This is a genomic window from Tissierella sp. MB52-C2 (assembly GCF_030931715.1).
Lineage (GTDB): Bacteria > Bacillota > Clostridia > Tissierellales > Tissierellaceae > Tissierella.
Window position 1 is genome coordinate 1434694 of sequence record NZ_CP133261.1, and the last position, 15980, is coordinate 1450673.

Here is a 15980-nt window from a genome sequence, read left to right on the forward strand (position 1 = left end):
CATGAGTATACAGAGTTCAAAACAAAAAATAAAATTAAATATAATTCATGTAGATATGGATGCTTTTTATGCATCTGTAGAGGAGCAAGATAATCCTAAGATTAAAGGACTTCCTGTTATAGTAGGTGGCCTTAGTAATCATGGTATAGTAACCACTGCTAATTATGAAGCTAGAAAATATGGAATTCACTCTGCCATGCCTATATTTATGGCAAAGCAAAAATGTCCTAAGGGTTGCTATATATATCCTAGAATGAAAAGGTATCAAGAAGTATCTAAGGAAGTTTTCAGTATTTTATATGAATTTACAGATTTAATAGAGCAGGTATCAGTAGATGAGGCTTACTTAGATATTTCTAATATAGATATGGAGCCTTTAGAATTAGTCATGAAAATCAAAGAAAATGTAAAGAGAAATACAGGTTTGACCATGTCTATAGGGATTTCATACAATAAATTTTTAGCTAAACTTGCATCAGATTGGAATAAGCCAAATGGTATAAAAATCATAACTGAAGATATGGTTCCCGATATATTATTACCATTACCAGTTAGAAAAGTACATGGAGTAGGGCCAAAATCTGCTAAAAAACTAAATGGCATAGGGGTATATACTATTGAGGACTTACTAGGGCTTTCAGAAGAATTTCTTATGGAGCTCTTTGGAAAAGCAGGCGTGGAAATATACAGCAGAATTCGAGGAATAGATTATAGGAAAGTTGATACAACTCGAGAGAGAAAGTCTTTAGGTGTAGAGCGTACCTTTGAGGAAGCTACAAGTAACAGGGAAATCCTCATAAAATATTTAGAAAGATTTTCAAAGGAATTATCATATGATTTAAAGAATAGGGGAATACATGGAAGAACCATTACTTTAAAAATAAAGGATGAGAACTTTACAGTTCAAACTAGAAGCAAAACTCTAAATGAATATATTAACGATTTACCTCAGATATTTGATATATCTCTAGAGCTTTTAGAAGAAATAAAAATAAACAATAAGATAAGGTTAGTTGGTATAACAGCATCTAATCTTATGACTTCAGAATTGGAACAGCTTTCTTTATTTGATTAAAAATGTACATTTACAGAGTACTCTGTAAATGTACATTTTAATTTAATGATTAATTATTAAATTGTTTTTCAGGCGATTCTAGTACTTCCATAAATTCCTCACCTGTAATAGTTTCATTTTCTAATAAAAATTCAGATAACTCATGAAGCTTACTAATATTTTCATTAAGAATATCCTTTGCGCTTTGATGTGCTTTTTTAATAATCTGAAGAACTTCTTCATCTATTTTAGAAGACATTTCAGCTGAACAAGCGAGAGAAGTATCTCCGCCTAAATACTGGTTAGATACTGTTTCTAAAGCCATCATATCAAAAGTGTCACTCATACCATAGCGAGTTACCATAGCTCTTGCTATTTTAGTGGCTTGTTCAATATCATTAGAAGCACCAGTAGTGATTGAATTGAAGATAATTTCTTCAGCTGCACGGCCACCAGTTAAAGTGACTATTTTATTAAACATTTCTTCCTTAGACATTAAAAAGCGTTCTCCCTCTTCTACTTGCATAGTATATCCCAATGCACCAGAAGTCCTTGGAATAATGGTGATTTTATGAACAGGGGCAGAATTTTTTTGTTTTGCCGCAACTAAAGCATGTCCAATTTCGTGATAAGAAACGATTAATTTTTCTTTAGTAGATATTACTGCACCTTTACGCTGATATCCTGCTATGACTGTCTCAACTGATTCCTCAAAGTCAGATTGATTTACCTTAGTACGTTTACATTTCACTGCACGTAGTGCTGCTTCATTTGTAATATTTGCAAGCTCTGCACCTGAGGCACCAGAAGTGGCTCTAGCAATTGCATTATAATCAATATTATTTTCTGTCTTAATTTTCTTAGCATGGACTTTAAGAATATCTTCACGGCCTTTTAAATCTGGAAGCTCCGCTGGAATACGTCTGTCAAATCTTCCAGGACGTAGAAGTGCTTTATCTAAAGTTTCTGGTCTGTTGGTCGCCGCAAGGATGACAAGACCTTTACTACCATCAAATCCATCCATTTCAGTAAGCAATTGATTAAGGGTTTGTTCACGTTCATCGTTACCACCCATACCAGAGTTATCACGCTTTTTACCAATAGCATCAATTTCATCAATAAATACTATACAAGGAGCTTTTTCCTGGGCTTGTTTAAATAAATCACGTACGCGAGCAGCACCCATTCCCACAAACATTTCAACAAATTCGGAACCAGATATGGAGAAGAAGGGAACATTAGCTTCACCAGCAACAGCCTGAGCCAGTAAGGTTTTACCAGTTCCAGGAGGTCCCACCAGTAGAGCACCTTTTGGAAGCAGAGCACCGATTTCCTTATATTTATCTGGATTATGAAGAAAATCAACAATTTCTGTAAGTGCTTCTTTTGCTTCATTTTGACCTGCCACATCAGCAAAAGTTTTTCCAGTCTGAGCCTTTACATATACCTTGGCATTACTTTTCCCAAAGGTCATGGAATTACCGCCCATTCTGCCTTGTAGATTACGGGAAAATAGTTGTCCGACTCCTATAAATAATAATATTGGAAAAATCCATGTTAATAAAAAATTAGTGATAGGAGATCTTTCCTTTGGAATTGACCCTGAGAATTCAATTTCTTTATGCTTTTTAAGCTTATTCAAACGATTTACTAAATCAGGATCATCCATTTTACCAGTTATAAATACACTATCTTTTCCTTTATCATCAGGTGCAATAAAGGCAATTTGATTTTGTTGGACCTCAACTTCTTTAATATTTCCAGATTCTATCTGCTTTAAAAATGTTCCATAATCAACTTCAGTTATTTGCTGCTTTAATAATGATGGAAATACAAAAGTATTTAGAAGCATCAATACTATCATCGCAATGGTATAATAATAAATTAACGGTTTTTTAGGATTTTTTTTTGCATTCATAAATATCCCAACCTTTCTAATTAAGATTTTTTATAACGAATAGGAAAGTTTTACTTTTTATTTTTTTATTTCAAGAACTTTACGTAAATGAGTTTCAAGAAAGGCTACCTTTAACGTGTCTATAGATGCTTTTCTTATATTTGATTCATTCTTATTAACAAATCTTTTAAATTTTGTAGACCAGATATAATAGCATGAAGATCATTAGAGCTTTCATCAGATAATATAGAGGAATATTTGTCTTTTATAATATCATTAATTTCATCAATAGTAGATATTCCTTTATCAGTAAGTGTTATTTTTACAACTCTTTCGTCTGATTTATCTCTTTGTCTTTGTAAATATCCTTTTTTCTCCAATTGTTTACACATAGATGAAGTATTTCCACTTTGTATATTCATAATCTTCGCTAAACTACCAATGCTAAGATTTTTATTATCATTTACTTCTCTAAGGATTTGAGCTTGTATAAGAGTTAAATCATATTTACTAACTATGGGAAGAAAGGTAGTACCTATGCTTACAGACACATCTCTCGTTAATTCTATCAATTGCTTTTTAAACTCTAAAGCATCCACTTATAGTCCTCCTTTATGCTTAAACATATTAAGATAACCATATAAGGTATATTATATATGATGCATATATAATATACCCCTTAGAGTGGCTTGTCAATATAATTTATTTTCTAAATTATACTTATTTATACATTTTTATTATGATGTATACTTAAAAGTAGAAACATAAAGGGTTTTTCATAGAATATAAAATTATTTTAGAATATCTGTAACAATTCTATAAAAAATGTGACTAATTATATGAAAGGGGGATTTTGATGAGGGAAATAGAAAAATTATATAGGCTTTATAAAGATGATGTTTATAGATATTTGCTTTCTTTGACTCATAATCCTGACCTTTCAGAGGATTTACTGTCAGAAACTTTTATAAATGCAATCAAGGCTATAGCAAACTTTAAAGGACAATCTTCAATAAAAACATGGCTATTTTCCATAGCTAGAAATCTATGGCTGCAAAACATTAGAAAAGAAAAATCTACAGCTGAATATAATGATCTTTTACAACTATATGTAGTAAATCCTATGGATGAAAGGCTGATTACAGAAGAAATAGCAAAAAGAATAAGTAATCTATTATTAGAAAAAGATGAACGTACACAGCGAATAGTAAATATGAGATTAGAAGGTTATAGCTTTATAGAAATTGCAAGAGAATTAAGTATATCAGAAAACTCAGCAAGGGTTATTGATTTTAGAGCTAGAAAATGGATTAAGTCTATTTTAGTAAAGGAGGGACTATATTGAAAAATATTTCTTGTAATATAATATTAGATTTAATACCATTAGTAAAAGATGGTGTAGCAAGTGAGGACAGCCAGAAAATAGTAAATAATCACATTAAAAATTGTAGTAACTGTAAAGCAGAATTTGAAGTCTTTGAAGACGTTTATTTAGAACAGAAATCCATAAATGATAAAAAGATAATTGCTAATATCAAGAAAAATATTTTCATAACACAAATCTTTATTCTTGCAATAGGAACTATCGGTGGAATAGCATTAACGAACTCTATGGCTATGTTTTATAACTTTATCATAATGCCTATAGTAGGGGGGCTTTCTTTTATAGTGCTAAAGAGAAGATGGTATATAGCTGCAATATCAGTTTTTATTTTGAGTTATTTATGGCAGACAATAGTATGGATAATAGAAAGTGGATTGGATTGGATGATGTTATATGATAGTTTATTTTATAGTATCATATATACAAGCTTAATAGCATTAGGAGTAATTATTGCAATGCTTTTAAAATTTGCATTTGGGAGGGGCAAATAATATGAAAAATACAAAAAACAAGATACTTAAAATATTAGCAGGATTAATAGCTATACTGTTAATTGGAGGGATACTTTTTATTACCAATGCCTTTGTTGGAAATCCAATATCGGCTAGAATTGCAGATAAAGCCATTAAACAATATGTTAAAGAAAATTATTCTTTTCTTGATCTCGAACTGGAAAAACCAATATATAGTTTTAAAGATGGGTCATATGTGGTGAATGCTAGATCCAAATCCAGTATAGATACTAAATTTGGTATACATTATAGAAATGGAAGTATAGGCTATGACAGTTATGAAATGCGAGTGCTAGGTATGTTTAATACAATCGACAGGCTTTCAAATGAATATACTGACTTGGCAAAAAGAATTATTGCAGAGGAACTTGAATATGAAGAAAATAATACAAGAGTAATGTATTATAAGGATGTTTATGAAAATGGTAATGATGCTTTACAACTTGATATAAAATATGACAGGTCATTACCTATAGATGCAGAAGTTATCATTGACATTAATATAGGTGATACATCTATAGATAATATAGCAAAGATTTTAACTGATGCACATAAAGCTTTTGTAAAGAATAATTGTTATTTCAAAAAATATGGATTATTTGCTGAGAATGATGGAATTCTTGTAATGGTTAATGAGATTACTCCAGAGGATATTGAAAGTGGCGATTTAATAAACTTACTTCAAAAGGCTAAAGATTATGAAGATGGTACTGCAGTTGAAAAAGGAAGTGAGAGAAAGGACTATGAAGAGAGAATCACCGTATTTATTAAAGATAGTAATTCTAAAAATGAGTAATGAGCGAAAATTTCGCTCATTACTCATTTTTAATTATACTCTTATTTTATTGCATATTCTTACAATCTACATCTCATCTGCACCATTTGCAGTAACTACATGAAGTAGATTTCCAATAGTATTATTAAAAAATCAATAATTATCTTTTTACAGGTTCCTCCGGTATTCCCTTATCTTTATCGCCAGCAGAAAATCTGTTTTTATCTGCAGTTTTGTATTTCTCAAATAATTCATCTAGTTCATTTGAATAATACTTCCTTATAATATTTTGAATATCCATCACTTCTAAATCTTTGTTTTCGGCGGAGTAAATATCATTTAAAACCTTGGAGAAATAACTACTATCTATTTCATAGCATCTATTTAATATATAAGCTGCTATGTCCGATGAATCATAAATAGAGTTAAATTCACTTTTATTTAAGGTAGTTGTTATATCTTTAATATAATAATCTTTATTTTCATTAGGAATATAATAACGAAGTTTATCCATGTTTTCTTTCCAATACTCTTCGCCTAAAGAATCAAACAAAGAAGGCATTATAAAATTGATCCTTACATAGTCTGAAAACCCTCCAACCATATTAGAATTGGATATATTTTTAAATAATATTTGTTCTAAAGCTTCTTGAGTAATATATTCAGTCCAGTCCTTACCGCCTTCTTTATGAGGATTAAATCTAATTTTAAGGGTTTCTATATTAAATCTTTCAGGATATAATAGCTCATCATATTGTAAATTACTTATCATCCTTAGTTGCAATAGATTATCTACTTTATTATTTTTAGTTAAATCTACTAAATTTTTATATACAATATTCCAAATTTTAGAGATTTCGTTTTTCTTTTCAGAGGAAGTTATATATCTATATATAATGCGAGTATTCTCATAAGAATCCGTATACCATGTGTTTTCATTGAGTTCCATATTTCTATTTGTATTTTTAATATTAGTATTCTTACTTCTTAGAAGCCAATCCCTGTCATCCATAATTACTAAATTATCTAAACAACCATCAAAGAACATTTTTAGCTGTTTCTCATTCCAATTATTTGAAATAAAGAAGAGAGATTTTTTATTTTTATTATATAAATTATCTTTGACTATACAAATAGCACTGCCATTTAAAATAGTTTTTCCATCAAAATTGATGCCATTTTCTACAAAACCTAAATTATTTATATCTAATAAATCTAAATTATCCTTATCAGATATAATGACTATGTTTTTATCTTTATAGCCCTTTATCTTATTAATATCCTCTGAGTATGCAAGTCCTTTTTTCACCATAAAATCTTTAACTGCTTTGTTTTCACTCAATAATATATATTGGGTTTCATTTTCTACATTTGCTACTATTTCGTTCAATTTGTTTTTTTCATAGTTTCCGTAAGCAAAGTTGCCAAATAAGATAGAACCTATAATAACAAATAATATTAAAAATAGTATGCTTGCAGTTTCTCTGACTTTCTCTCCTTTACCGAGCCAAAAGATATTAAAGTAGAAAAGTAGTAGGCTCATCATAGTTAAAGAAAGTATATTAGACAAATAGAAATCCTGAGTGATATATAAGCCATTTATTAAAGGTGAAATTAATAAATACCTTTCGTTAAAATCTGAGCTAGTCATAAAAATACCTATGAAGATTATGGATATAAAAAAACCTAAGATGGATTTCTTTGTAATATTGGAGAAAGTTACTCCTAGCAATGCTATATATATTGAGGAAAGCAATATTAATAGACAGCTGGTGATAGTAAAGGTTGTAAGTTTGCCTAAGGAAGCTATAAAAAAAGAGGTAATTATGGCTATTCCTCCTAGTAGAATTCCAGCTAAAAATCTTTTTATAAATTGTTTGTATAACGGTGTTGAAGTTAAAAAAATCATGCCTTCAAGTTTTTTTTCATAGACCTCCGATATTATATCTACTGTGAATAGAGAAGGTAGAATAACTAATGTGAGTTTGAGCATAGTCCATGTATAGGAATCTCCCATTATGCTAGTGACAATGACTAGCATAAGTAAAATAACCATTATATATTTTATAAACTTCGATTTTGTTTTAAAATGACTTAATATATTCATCTACATCACTCTCCTTTTCTGAAAGAATAAATTATAATACTAGCAAGTAAGAATATAGTTCCAGTGATAGTTAAATATAATATGTTTTTAAGTATAAGATTCATTTGACCTTCAGGAATAGTATTGTTATAGCCTCTAACTGCAAGAGGATAAAATATTCTTATAAGATCTGTATATCTAAAACTTAATTTTTCTGGTATTATAGAACCACCATCAAAAAAAGGATATATCATGGATAAAGGTGTACTTATAAATGAATTTCTTATTAAATTAGCTATAAAGAAATTTAGAGCTGTTAAGAAGAACATACTTGGAAGTTGAAATAATAAAAATCCTTGGATGAATGGCTTTGGATTATATGGGTATCTGCCAAAAAATAGTGGGACTACAATCATTGTCAATATATTTAGAGCTATAAGGAAGGATAATATAGTCCCAAAGGCAGCTAAAAATTTACCAATAGAGTATTGCCATCTAGTTACTGGTTGTGTATAAACAATATTCATATTACCAATAGCTCTATCTTGATAAAATAGAAATCCCATAAGTATAGGGATAAAGATTAATCCTGCTAACATAACAACATTTCTAGAAATATATTGTATAGTGGCAGTACCTATAAACAAATAAGAAGATTTAAATATTGGCGAGATGGCTACTGAAAGGATAATCATTACTAATATTCCTAAATAAAGCATATAGCTTTTAAATATTCTTTTAAGTTCTAATAAACAAATATGTTTTATACTATTCATATATTTAGCTCCTTTTATTGATCTTTCATATAATACAGGTAGGCATCTTCTAAGTTTGGGTTAACAAGAACTGAATTTATAGAAGGCTTTGATTCTGAAATAACTCGTATACTTGTTTCTTTTTTCATTTGAGTTATTGCTATAATTTGATATTTTTCTTTAATATCTACTAATTCAGATTTATCCTTTATCATTATTTCCCAGGATTTATTAGCTACCGTATCAATAAAATCATAAGGTCTTCCTACATAGCCCAATTCACCTCTTACAAGTAAGCCGATTTGTTCACAAGATGCAGATATATCTTCAACTATATGAGTAGATAGAATTACAATTCTATCTTGACTCAACTCAACAATCATACTTCTAAAGCGAATTCTTTCTTCTGGATCTAATCCTGCAGTTGGTTCATCAACTATTAGTATTTTAGGATTCTTAATTAAAGAAGCAGCAATACCAAGTCTTCGTCTCATTCCTCCAGAAAACCCTCCAATTTTTCTATCCTTATCACTATATAGATTTACTTTTTTCAGCAGGCTATTTACAACGGTATCTTTATTATTAATCTTATTAAGATTTCCAATATAGTTTAAAAATTCTATAGCTTTTAGTTCAGGATAAACTTCAAAATCTTGTGGTAAAAAACCTATTATTTTTCTTATTTCCAATTTGTCTTTAATCGTATCGAATCCATTGACAGAAATACTTCCTTTACTTTGTTCTTCTAATGTTGTCATCAATCTCATCATAGTTGTCTTACCAGCACCATTAGGTCCTATTAAACCAAACATTCCATTATTGATTTCAAGAGAAACATTTTTAAGGGCAGTATGTTTCCCAAACTTCTTAGATACATTTTTTAATACTATTTTGTTATTGTTCAATATTAAATACCTCCTTTTATAATTTAAAGATTGCATATATATGTTAACGTAATTGGTATTCTGATTGAACCGCAGAAAATGTAATAAATGGTATGGATTTTGTAATATTTGGAGTGTGAGTATATATTTGACAAAAAAGTAATAAACCTGTGTTATAATGATTCTGGAGGTGATTTATTTGCTTCATATTTGCATATGTGATGATGAAAAAGTACAAAGAAACAATTTAAAAGTTATTATAAGTACTCAACTTGAGCTTAAGGGTATAGATTTTCATATTATGGAATGTGAAGATGGTGAGTCATTAATAGAATCACTTAATAAGAATAAGAATTGCTTTGATATTATCTTTTTAGATATAGAAATGAATGGAATAAATGGTATTGAGACTGCAAAACAAATTAGAGATATAAATGATATCGCAGTGATTATTTTTGTGACTGGGTTTGCCGATTACGTATTTAATGGATATGAAGTGAGAGCTCTTAATTATGTACTTAAACCATATAAGGAAGAAAAAATATTAGACATTTTGAGCCAAGCTTTAAAGCAAATCGATAGTATTCAAAATAAGTTTTTAATGATTCAGTTAAATAGAAATATATATAGGATTTATTTCCATGATATTATTTATTTCATAAGTGATAAACGTAAATTAATAGTTGTAACAGATGAAAATACCTATGAATTTTATGGAAAGCTAGATGATATTGAGAAGGAAGTTCCCAGTTTCTTTATAAGGATACATCAACGTTACTTAGTAAACTTAAACTTTGTATCATGTGTTGAAGATAATGAGCTTGAGATTAAGGGACAAAAGCTTCCAATAAGTAGGAGCAAATATCAAGATCTAATGATAGCCTTTGCTAAAACTATGCTTAGATAAGGGGAATATATTATGAATTTACTATTTTCATATTGTTATTATATTTCATTGATCTTTGTAATTGTTTTAACGGGAATAAGCTTTTATAAAGTCAATGAATGTTTTGTTGACATAAAAGAAAATATAGTATTCAGATTAATTGCATTTACAGGATTATCTTTTATAGTAACAATTGTTATATTTGTTAATGATATTGTAAATGTAGTATATGCATTAATTGGATATATAGGTGTTATGATAATATGCTATGAAGGAAGCACTATTAAAAAGATATCTGTTGTTATGGTACTTTATCCAATGGTAGTTTCAATTAATCTTTTAGGTAATAACTATGATTCAATTTTGAGTAGAGCTTTAAGTTACAAAACATATATTATAATATGGTATTTTGCATTAGCTTTACTCTGGTTTGGAATTTATAAGGTTATAAAAGATAAAATTTCATATGCTAAACAATATATTAATGATAAAACCTGGATACTCATAGACATAATATGTATTACACCTCTAATTTCCATAGTATCAACAACTATTTTTACAGGTTTTGATGAAGCATATAAAGCATATCTAATAGCGTTGGTATGTATTATATCAAATGTTGGAATTATATTTCTTATACAATATATAATCGAAGGTGTTAAGGTTAGACTAGATAATCAAAATTATAAATTGCAATATGACTACTATAAATCATTAGAGGAAAAGCAATTTGAAACAAGGAAAATATACCATGATATGAATAATCATCTACAAATTATTGGATCATATATTGATAATAATGATATAGAGAAAGCAAAACTATATTTTGAAAGCTTAGTTGAAAAATCTATTTCTTATGGAAATAAAGTATTTTGTAAGAATAGTATAATTAATGCAGTTTTAAATAATAAATATGATTTGATAGTTCAAAATGAAATAGATTGTAATATAAATATTGCAATTGATGAAAAAATTACAATAGATGATATGGATTTATGTTCAATATTTGCTAATACACTTGATAATGCAATAGAGGCTTCATTGAGAATAAAAGAAGTATCACAACGTAAAATCATTGTAAAGGGTCGAGTAGATAAAGGATACTTTAGTTATTCTGTCATCAACAATAAAGTAGGAGATATTTTAACCCACAAAGGAACTATTGTATCGACCAAAGAGGATAGGAAATATCATGGATTTGGGCTGCAAAACATAAAAGATATTGTAAATAAGTATAGGGGGGTATTTGATATTAGCTATACTGGTACAGAGTTTTCAATAGTGGTGATTATAAAAGTAAAATAGATACTATATCTAAAATTATATAAAAATATATATGTCACATAGGATCATAAACTTATAACCATAAAGAGGAATCAAAATGAAAATATTGAAAACGGAAAAATTAACAAAATCCCATATATCATTGATTCTTTAAGTTTATGTATTTTAATATTAAAGTAGATAGATGTATATAATAAATACACATTTTCAATGCATAGTTGATTTCGAAAATAAGATATGGTATGATTTACGAAATAGTAAAAATACTTTTAGTGTTACAAAGAAAGGCATATTCTAAAGTTAACTATTTGGAGGAAGATATGAATAGAAGGAGTAAATTTAATTTAAATGATGAGATTAAAAATATAGTTCATGATGCACTAAATAATGGAGATTTTAAGAGGTTAAATCGAGATATTGAGAATGTTGTTAAAGGTGCACTTGATGAGGTTAGAAAGTCAATTAATTTGAAACCAGGAAATAATCATAACTGTGGAAATAAAACTTGGAATAGTCAAACTGATAAGGCTAATGATTATCAGAGTAGTTATGACAAGGAATCACAGACATTTAGGCAACAAAAACTGAAACATCAAAGAGATAACTTTAATGCTATGAATAATTACAATAATTCTTATAGACCTGGTAAAGTAGGTTTAAAACCAACTAAGTTCACTGTATCAGTTGGACATGTGTCAAATATATTGTTTACTGTATTTGGATCCATAGGAAGTATTCTATTTGGAGTACCAATACTTGGGTTGATATTAACATTTATGTTTAATGGAGATAGGGGATTGCTTAATGGTGCCATCGGAATTTTTCCATTATTTGCTTTAAGTGTAATCTTGTTTATGAATGGAGGAAGAATTCGTAAAAGGTTAAAAAGATTTCAAAGATATATAATACAGTTACGAGGACGCAATTATTGTTTAATTAATGAGCTTTCTTCAGCAACGGGATTAAGTAACAAAGCTGTAGTAAAAGATTTACGTAAAATGATTACCATAGGTATGTTTCCAGAGGGACATATAGATGATAAAAATACTTGTTTTATGTTAAATAACGAATGTTATGAACAATATCTTCAGCTGCAGAAAAATATAGAAATAAAGAATTTAGAAGAGCAGGAAAAACAACTATATGAAACAACAAACGAAAACTTGAAACAGGAAGAAGGCAGTAAAAAAGATGAATTAAAACCAGAGATTAGAAAAGCAATAGATGAAGGACGCAAATTTGTTGTAGAAATTAAAGATGCCAATATTGCAATTCCAGGGGAGGAAATCTCACAAAAACTAGATAGGTTAGAAGAGGTAACTGGAAGAATTTTTGATTATGTAGAAATTCATCCTGAAAAGTTTTCCGAAATAAAGAAATTTACAGAGTACTTTTTGCCAACAACATTAAAATTAGTAGATGCCTATAGGAAATTAGATTATCAGCCCATAGAGGGAGAAAATATTTCAAGTGCAAAGAAAGAAATAGAGGATACAATGGATACTATTAATCTTGCTTTTGAAAATTTATTGGATAGTTTGTTTGAAGATGTGGCAATGGATATATCCACGGATATATCTGTACTGCAAACCATGTTTGCACAAGAAGGACTAACAGAGAAAAATATGAAAGTTAGAAAATAAAACTATGGAGGATAAAAAATGAATAATGAGATTCCAACATTAACTTTTGAACCTTTTGATGATGATAGTTCTACTGAAGGAGGACTAAGTAAAGATATATTAATTAAAGAGGACGTACAAATTCAAAAACCAGTGCTTGATGAAAGTATGCTTTCTCCAGAGGAGAAAAAAATGGTAGATGATTTTGCAAATCAGATTGATTTAAATAAATCCAACCAAGTTTTACAATATGGAGTAGGAGCTCAAAAAAAGATAGCAGATTTCTCAGAGACTGCCTTAAATAATGTAAAAACCAAGGACTTAGGAGAAATTGGAGAGATGCTTTCTGGTGTTGTAACAGAATTAAAAAGCTTTGAGGTAGAAGAAGAGGAGAAGGGATTTTTAGGATTTTTTAAAAAGTCATCTAACAAACTTACGGCAATGAAAGCAAAATATGATAAAGCAGAAGTTAATATAAATAAAATCTGTGAAGCTTTAGAAAAAAATCAAATACAGTTGTTAAAAGATATAGCAATGCTTGACAAAATGTATGAACTTAATAAGGTATATTTTAAAGAGCTTTCCATGTATATTTTAGCAGGTAAAAAGAAACTTGCTAAAGTTCAAGCTGAGGAATTACCTGCTCTAATAGAGAAGTCAACTATCAGTGGTTCGCCAGAGGATGCACAGGCTGTTAATGATTTAACTGCTCTTTGTAACCGTTTTGAGAAGAAAATTCATGACTTAGAATTAACTAGAATGATTTCAATTCAAATGGCACCACAAATCCGTTTAGTTCAGGGAAATGATACTATAATGGCTGAAAAAATTCAATCAACCATTGTAAATACAATTCCACTATGGAAAAGTCAGATGGTTTTAGCTTTAGGAGTTACTCATTCATCTCAGGCTGCAAAGGCACAAAAAGAAGTTACAGATATGACCAATGAACTATTGAGAAAAAATGCAGAAACACTTAAAATGGCAACTATTGAAACAGCGAAAGAATCAGAAAGAGGAATTGTGGATATTGAGACACTTCGTATTACCAATGAATCATTAATATCTACTCTTGATGAAGTTATGCGTATTCAAATAGAAGGTCGTCAGAAGAGAAAAGAAGCAGAAATTGAGCTAAATAGAATTGAAGAAGAATTGAAAACTAAACTTTTAGAAATAAGAGGTTAATGGAGAAATGTAGGATATTTGATATTGAATTAGAATTTTTAAATAATATGTATTTATATCTATTTGACAATATATGGTATAATAGAATATCGAGGGAGTATCTTTAAATTTAAATAATTTTTAGGTACTCCCTTTAATATTATTTTGGAGGTAGAAATTGGATAGTAAAGTGGATTTATTAAAAGATGATGTTCGAAAGATATTTATTAGGTATCTTATACCTAGTGTAGGTGGGATGCTAGGAACTTCACTGTATGTTTTGGGGGATACTATGCTAGTTGGGAGAGCGCTTGGAAGTCAAGGTTTAGCTGCATTGAATATTTCCATACCTATGATAAATGTATTTAATGGTTTGGGGCTTTTATTTGGAATAGGGGGAGCAACAGTACTATCTATAAATAGGGGTAAAAATGAACATGATAAAATAGATCATATTTTTACTAAATCTATATTTATGTCTATTATAGTAGGTATTATATTGACTTTGGTACGTATGTTTTTTTTAGATGAAATATGTTACTTTCTAGGGGCTTCAGATGCAACATTTCAAATGTCTAAAGATTACTTAGGTATACTTATGTTCTTTAGTATAGCATTTTTGTTAAATACTACTCTAACAGTATTTGTACGTAATGACGGTGCACCTAGGTTAGCTATGTTGGGAATGCTTGTAGGCAGTATTATAAATGTTATATTAGATTATGTATTTATATTTATTTTTAGATGGGGGATGTGGGGAGGAGCTTTGGCTACTGGTCTTTCTCCTATAATAGGACTAATTATTTTAAGCACTCACTTCATTAGAAAAAATAATAAAATGAAATTCATAAAGCCAAAAATAGACTTAAATATTATAAAGAGAATAATTTCAAATGGAGGCTCTAGCTTTATAATCGAGATATCGGCAGGTATTGTAATATTTACCTTTAATAAATCCATATTGGATATAGTCGGAGATATTGGGGTTTCTGCTTATAGTATTATTGCAAATTTATCTTTAATATGTACTGCCATTTTTATCGGTGTGGGTCAGGCGATTCAACCTATAATAAGCTTTAATTATGGGGCAGAAAAAATGGATAGAGTTTATGAGTCAGTGAAACTAGGGATATACTTTGCACTAGGACTGGGAATCTTATTTTATTTAGTAGGTGTTTTATTTCCGAAACAATTAGTTTCAATATTTATAAAAGATAATATAGAGTTAATGAATATAACTATTAATGGAATAAAGCTTTACTTTATAGGATTTCTATTTATGGGATTAAATGTAGTAATCACATCCTATATGCAATCAAAAGAAGAAACAAGATCATCTATGATTATTTCCTTGTGTAGAGGATTTGTGTTCATAATTATTTCCTTGCAAATATTACCAAAGTTAATAGGTATAGAAGGAATATGGCTGACCTTACCTATAGTAGAATTAATAACAGTTTTTCTTTCTATACTATATTTTGAGAAATATAAAACTGCAGTCATATATAGTATAAAGACCATTAGTTCTTAATAATTATAAAAAATGCATGACTGATTTTATGATAAGAAACTATTAATATTATCTATATAAATTCTTGTATTTTAAAAGAAAAAGTAAGTGAATAACCTTAATAAATGAGCAAATCTACTTAAAATAATTTTGCAACTTCATGT

General features: G+C 28.9%; 14 protein-coding genes. 9 read left to right on the forward strand and 5 right to left on the reverse strand.

The annotated features are described in order from the left end of the window. Position 1 precedes the first annotated feature (1 nt). The gene (locus RBU61_RS07025) at positions 2-1075 is read left to right on the forward strand and encodes a DNA polymerase IV (protein WP_308878918.1); all 1074 of its coding nucleotides are present in this window, start codon (positions 2-4) and stop codon (positions 1073-1075) included. A 49-nt stretch (positions 1076-1124) separates the two neighbouring features. Here RBU61_RS07025 and ftsH read toward each other — a convergent pair whose 3' ends face one another. Continuing rightward, positions 1125-2972 (reverse strand): ATP-dependent zinc metalloprotease FtsH, encoded by a 1848-nt coding sequence (gene ftsH, locus RBU61_RS07030; RefSeq protein WP_308878919.1) that lies wholly within the window; start codon positions 2970-2972, stop codon positions 1125-1127. 134 nt (positions 2973-3106) lie between these two features. Beyond that, positions 3107-3550 (reverse strand): MarR family transcriptional regulator, encoded by a 444-nt coding sequence (locus RBU61_RS07035; RefSeq protein ID WP_308878920.1) that lies wholly within the window; start codon positions 3548-3550, stop codon positions 3107-3109. Positions 3551-3807: 257 nt separating this feature from the next. On the opposite strand from RBU61_RS07035, the gene RBU61_RS07040 reads away from it, so the two are divergent. From RBU61_RS07040 to RBU61_RS07050, 3 genes are read left to right on the forward strand one after another with little or no spacing between them, the layout of a single operon-like run. Next, entirely contained in the window at positions 3808-4296 is a 489-nt protein-coding gene (locus RBU61_RS07040) for an RNA polymerase sigma factor (RefSeq protein ID WP_308878921.1), read from the forward strand. Further along, the gene (locus tag RBU61_RS07045) at positions 4293-4826 is read left to right on the forward strand and encodes a hypothetical protein (protein WP_308878922.1); all 534 of its coding nucleotides are present in this window, start codon (positions 4293-4295) and stop codon (positions 4824-4826) included. Before RBU61_RS07040 ends, RBU61_RS07045 begins: the two co-directional genes overlap by 4 nt. A gap of 1 nt (position 4827) precedes the next feature. Further along, positions 4828-5643: a hypothetical protein gene (locus tag RBU61_RS07050; RefSeq protein ID WP_308878923.1), complete on the forward strand. Its 816-nt coding sequence runs from the start codon at positions 4828-4830 to the stop codon at positions 5641-5643. 139 nt (positions 5644-5782) lie between these two features. Here RBU61_RS07050 and RBU61_RS07055 read toward each other — a convergent pair whose 3' ends face one another. Genes RBU61_RS07055 through RBU61_RS07065 form a run of 3 tightly spaced genes read right to left on the reverse strand, consistent with a single transcriptional unit; the run spans position 5783 to position 9368 of the window. Then, complete coding sequence (locus RBU61_RS07055) at positions 5783-7729, reverse strand: hypothetical protein (RefSeq protein ID WP_308878925.1); 1947 nt, start codon at positions 7727-7729, stop codon at positions 5783-5785. Between the two features lie 5 nt (positions 7730-7734). After that, entirely contained in the window at positions 7735-8484 is a 750-nt protein-coding gene (locus RBU61_RS07060) for a hypothetical protein (RefSeq protein ID WP_308878926.1), read from the reverse strand. Between the two features lie 14 nt (positions 8485-8498). After that, a complete protein-coding gene (locus tag RBU61_RS07065) occupies positions 8499-9368 on the reverse strand; it encodes an ABC transporter ATP-binding protein (RefSeq protein ID WP_308878927.1) in 870 nt (289 codons plus the stop codon). A gap of 178 nt (positions 9369-9546) precedes the next feature. Here RBU61_RS07065 and RBU61_RS07070 point away from each other — a divergent pair, with 178 nt between their 5' ends. The 5 genes from RBU61_RS07070 (at position 9547) to RBU61_RS07090 (ending at position 15837) form a co-directional block, all read left to right on the forward strand. Further along, the gene (locus RBU61_RS07070; protein WP_308878928.1) at positions 9547-10254 is read left to right on the forward strand and encodes a LytTR family DNA-binding domain-containing protein; all 708 of its coding nucleotides are present in this window, start codon (positions 9547-9549) and stop codon (positions 10252-10254) included. Between the two features lie 12 nt (positions 10255-10266). After that, the gene (locus RBU61_RS07075; protein ID WP_308878930.1) at positions 10267-11538 is read left to right on the forward strand and encodes a GHKL domain-containing protein; all 1272 of its coding nucleotides are present in this window, start codon (positions 10267-10269) and stop codon (positions 11536-11538) included. A gap of 299 nt (positions 11539-11837) precedes the next feature. Further along, a complete protein-coding gene (locus tag RBU61_RS07080; RefSeq protein ID WP_308878931.1) occupies positions 11838-13160 on the forward strand; it encodes a 5-bromo-4-chloroindolyl phosphate hydrolysis family protein in 1323 nt (440 codons plus the stop codon). Positions 13161-13178: 18 nt separating this feature from the next. Next, a complete protein-coding gene (locus RBU61_RS07085; RefSeq protein ID WP_374212493.1) occupies positions 13179-14327 on the forward strand; it encodes a toxic anion resistance protein in 1149 nt (382 codons plus the stop codon). A 157-nt stretch (positions 14328-14484) separates the two neighbouring features. Continuing rightward, positions 14485-15837 carry an MATE family efflux transporter gene (locus RBU61_RS07090; protein WP_308878932.1) on the forward strand — a complete coding sequence of 451 codons (1353 nt, stop codon included), beginning with the start codon at positions 14485-14487 and terminating at the stop codon, positions 15835-15837. The last annotated feature ends 143 nt before the right edge of the window (positions 15838-15980 follow it).

Excerpts from the sequence above, each read along its gene's own strand:
- RBU61_RS07060 (WP_308878926.1), bottom strand. The coding sequence starts at position 8,484 with ATGAATAGTATAAAACATATTTGTTTATTAGAACTTAAAAGAATATTT.
- RBU61_RS07075 (WP_308878930.1), top strand. The coding sequence starts at position 10,267 with ATGAATTTACTATTTTCATATTGTTATTATATTTCATTGATCTTTGTA.
- RBU61_RS07080 (WP_308878931.1), top strand. The coding sequence starts at position 11,838 with ATGAATAGAAGGAGTAAATTTAATTTAAATGATGAGATTAAAAATATA.
- RBU61_RS07055 (WP_308878925.1), bottom strand. The coding sequence starts at position 7,729 with ATGAATATATTAAGTCATTTTAAAACAAAATCGAAGTTTATAAAATAT.
- RBU61_RS07050 (WP_308878923.1), top strand. The coding sequence starts at position 4,828 with ATGAAAAATACAAAAAACAAGATACTTAAAATATTAGCAGGATTAATA.
- RBU61_RS07040 (WP_308878921.1), top strand. The coding sequence starts at position 3,808 with ATGAGGGAAATAGAAAAATTATATAGGCTTTATAAAGATGATGTTTAT.
- RBU61_RS07025 (WP_308878918.1), top strand. The coding sequence starts at position 2 with ATGAGTATACAGAGTTCAAAACAAAAAATAAAATTAAATATAATTCAT.
- RBU61_RS07085 (WP_374212493.1), top strand. The coding sequence starts at position 13,179 with ATGAATAATGAGATTCCAACATTAACTTTTGAACCTTTTGATGATGAT.
- ftsH (WP_308878919.1), bottom strand. The coding sequence starts at position 2,972 with ATGAATGCAAAAAAAAATCCTAAAAAACCGTTAATTTATTATTATACC.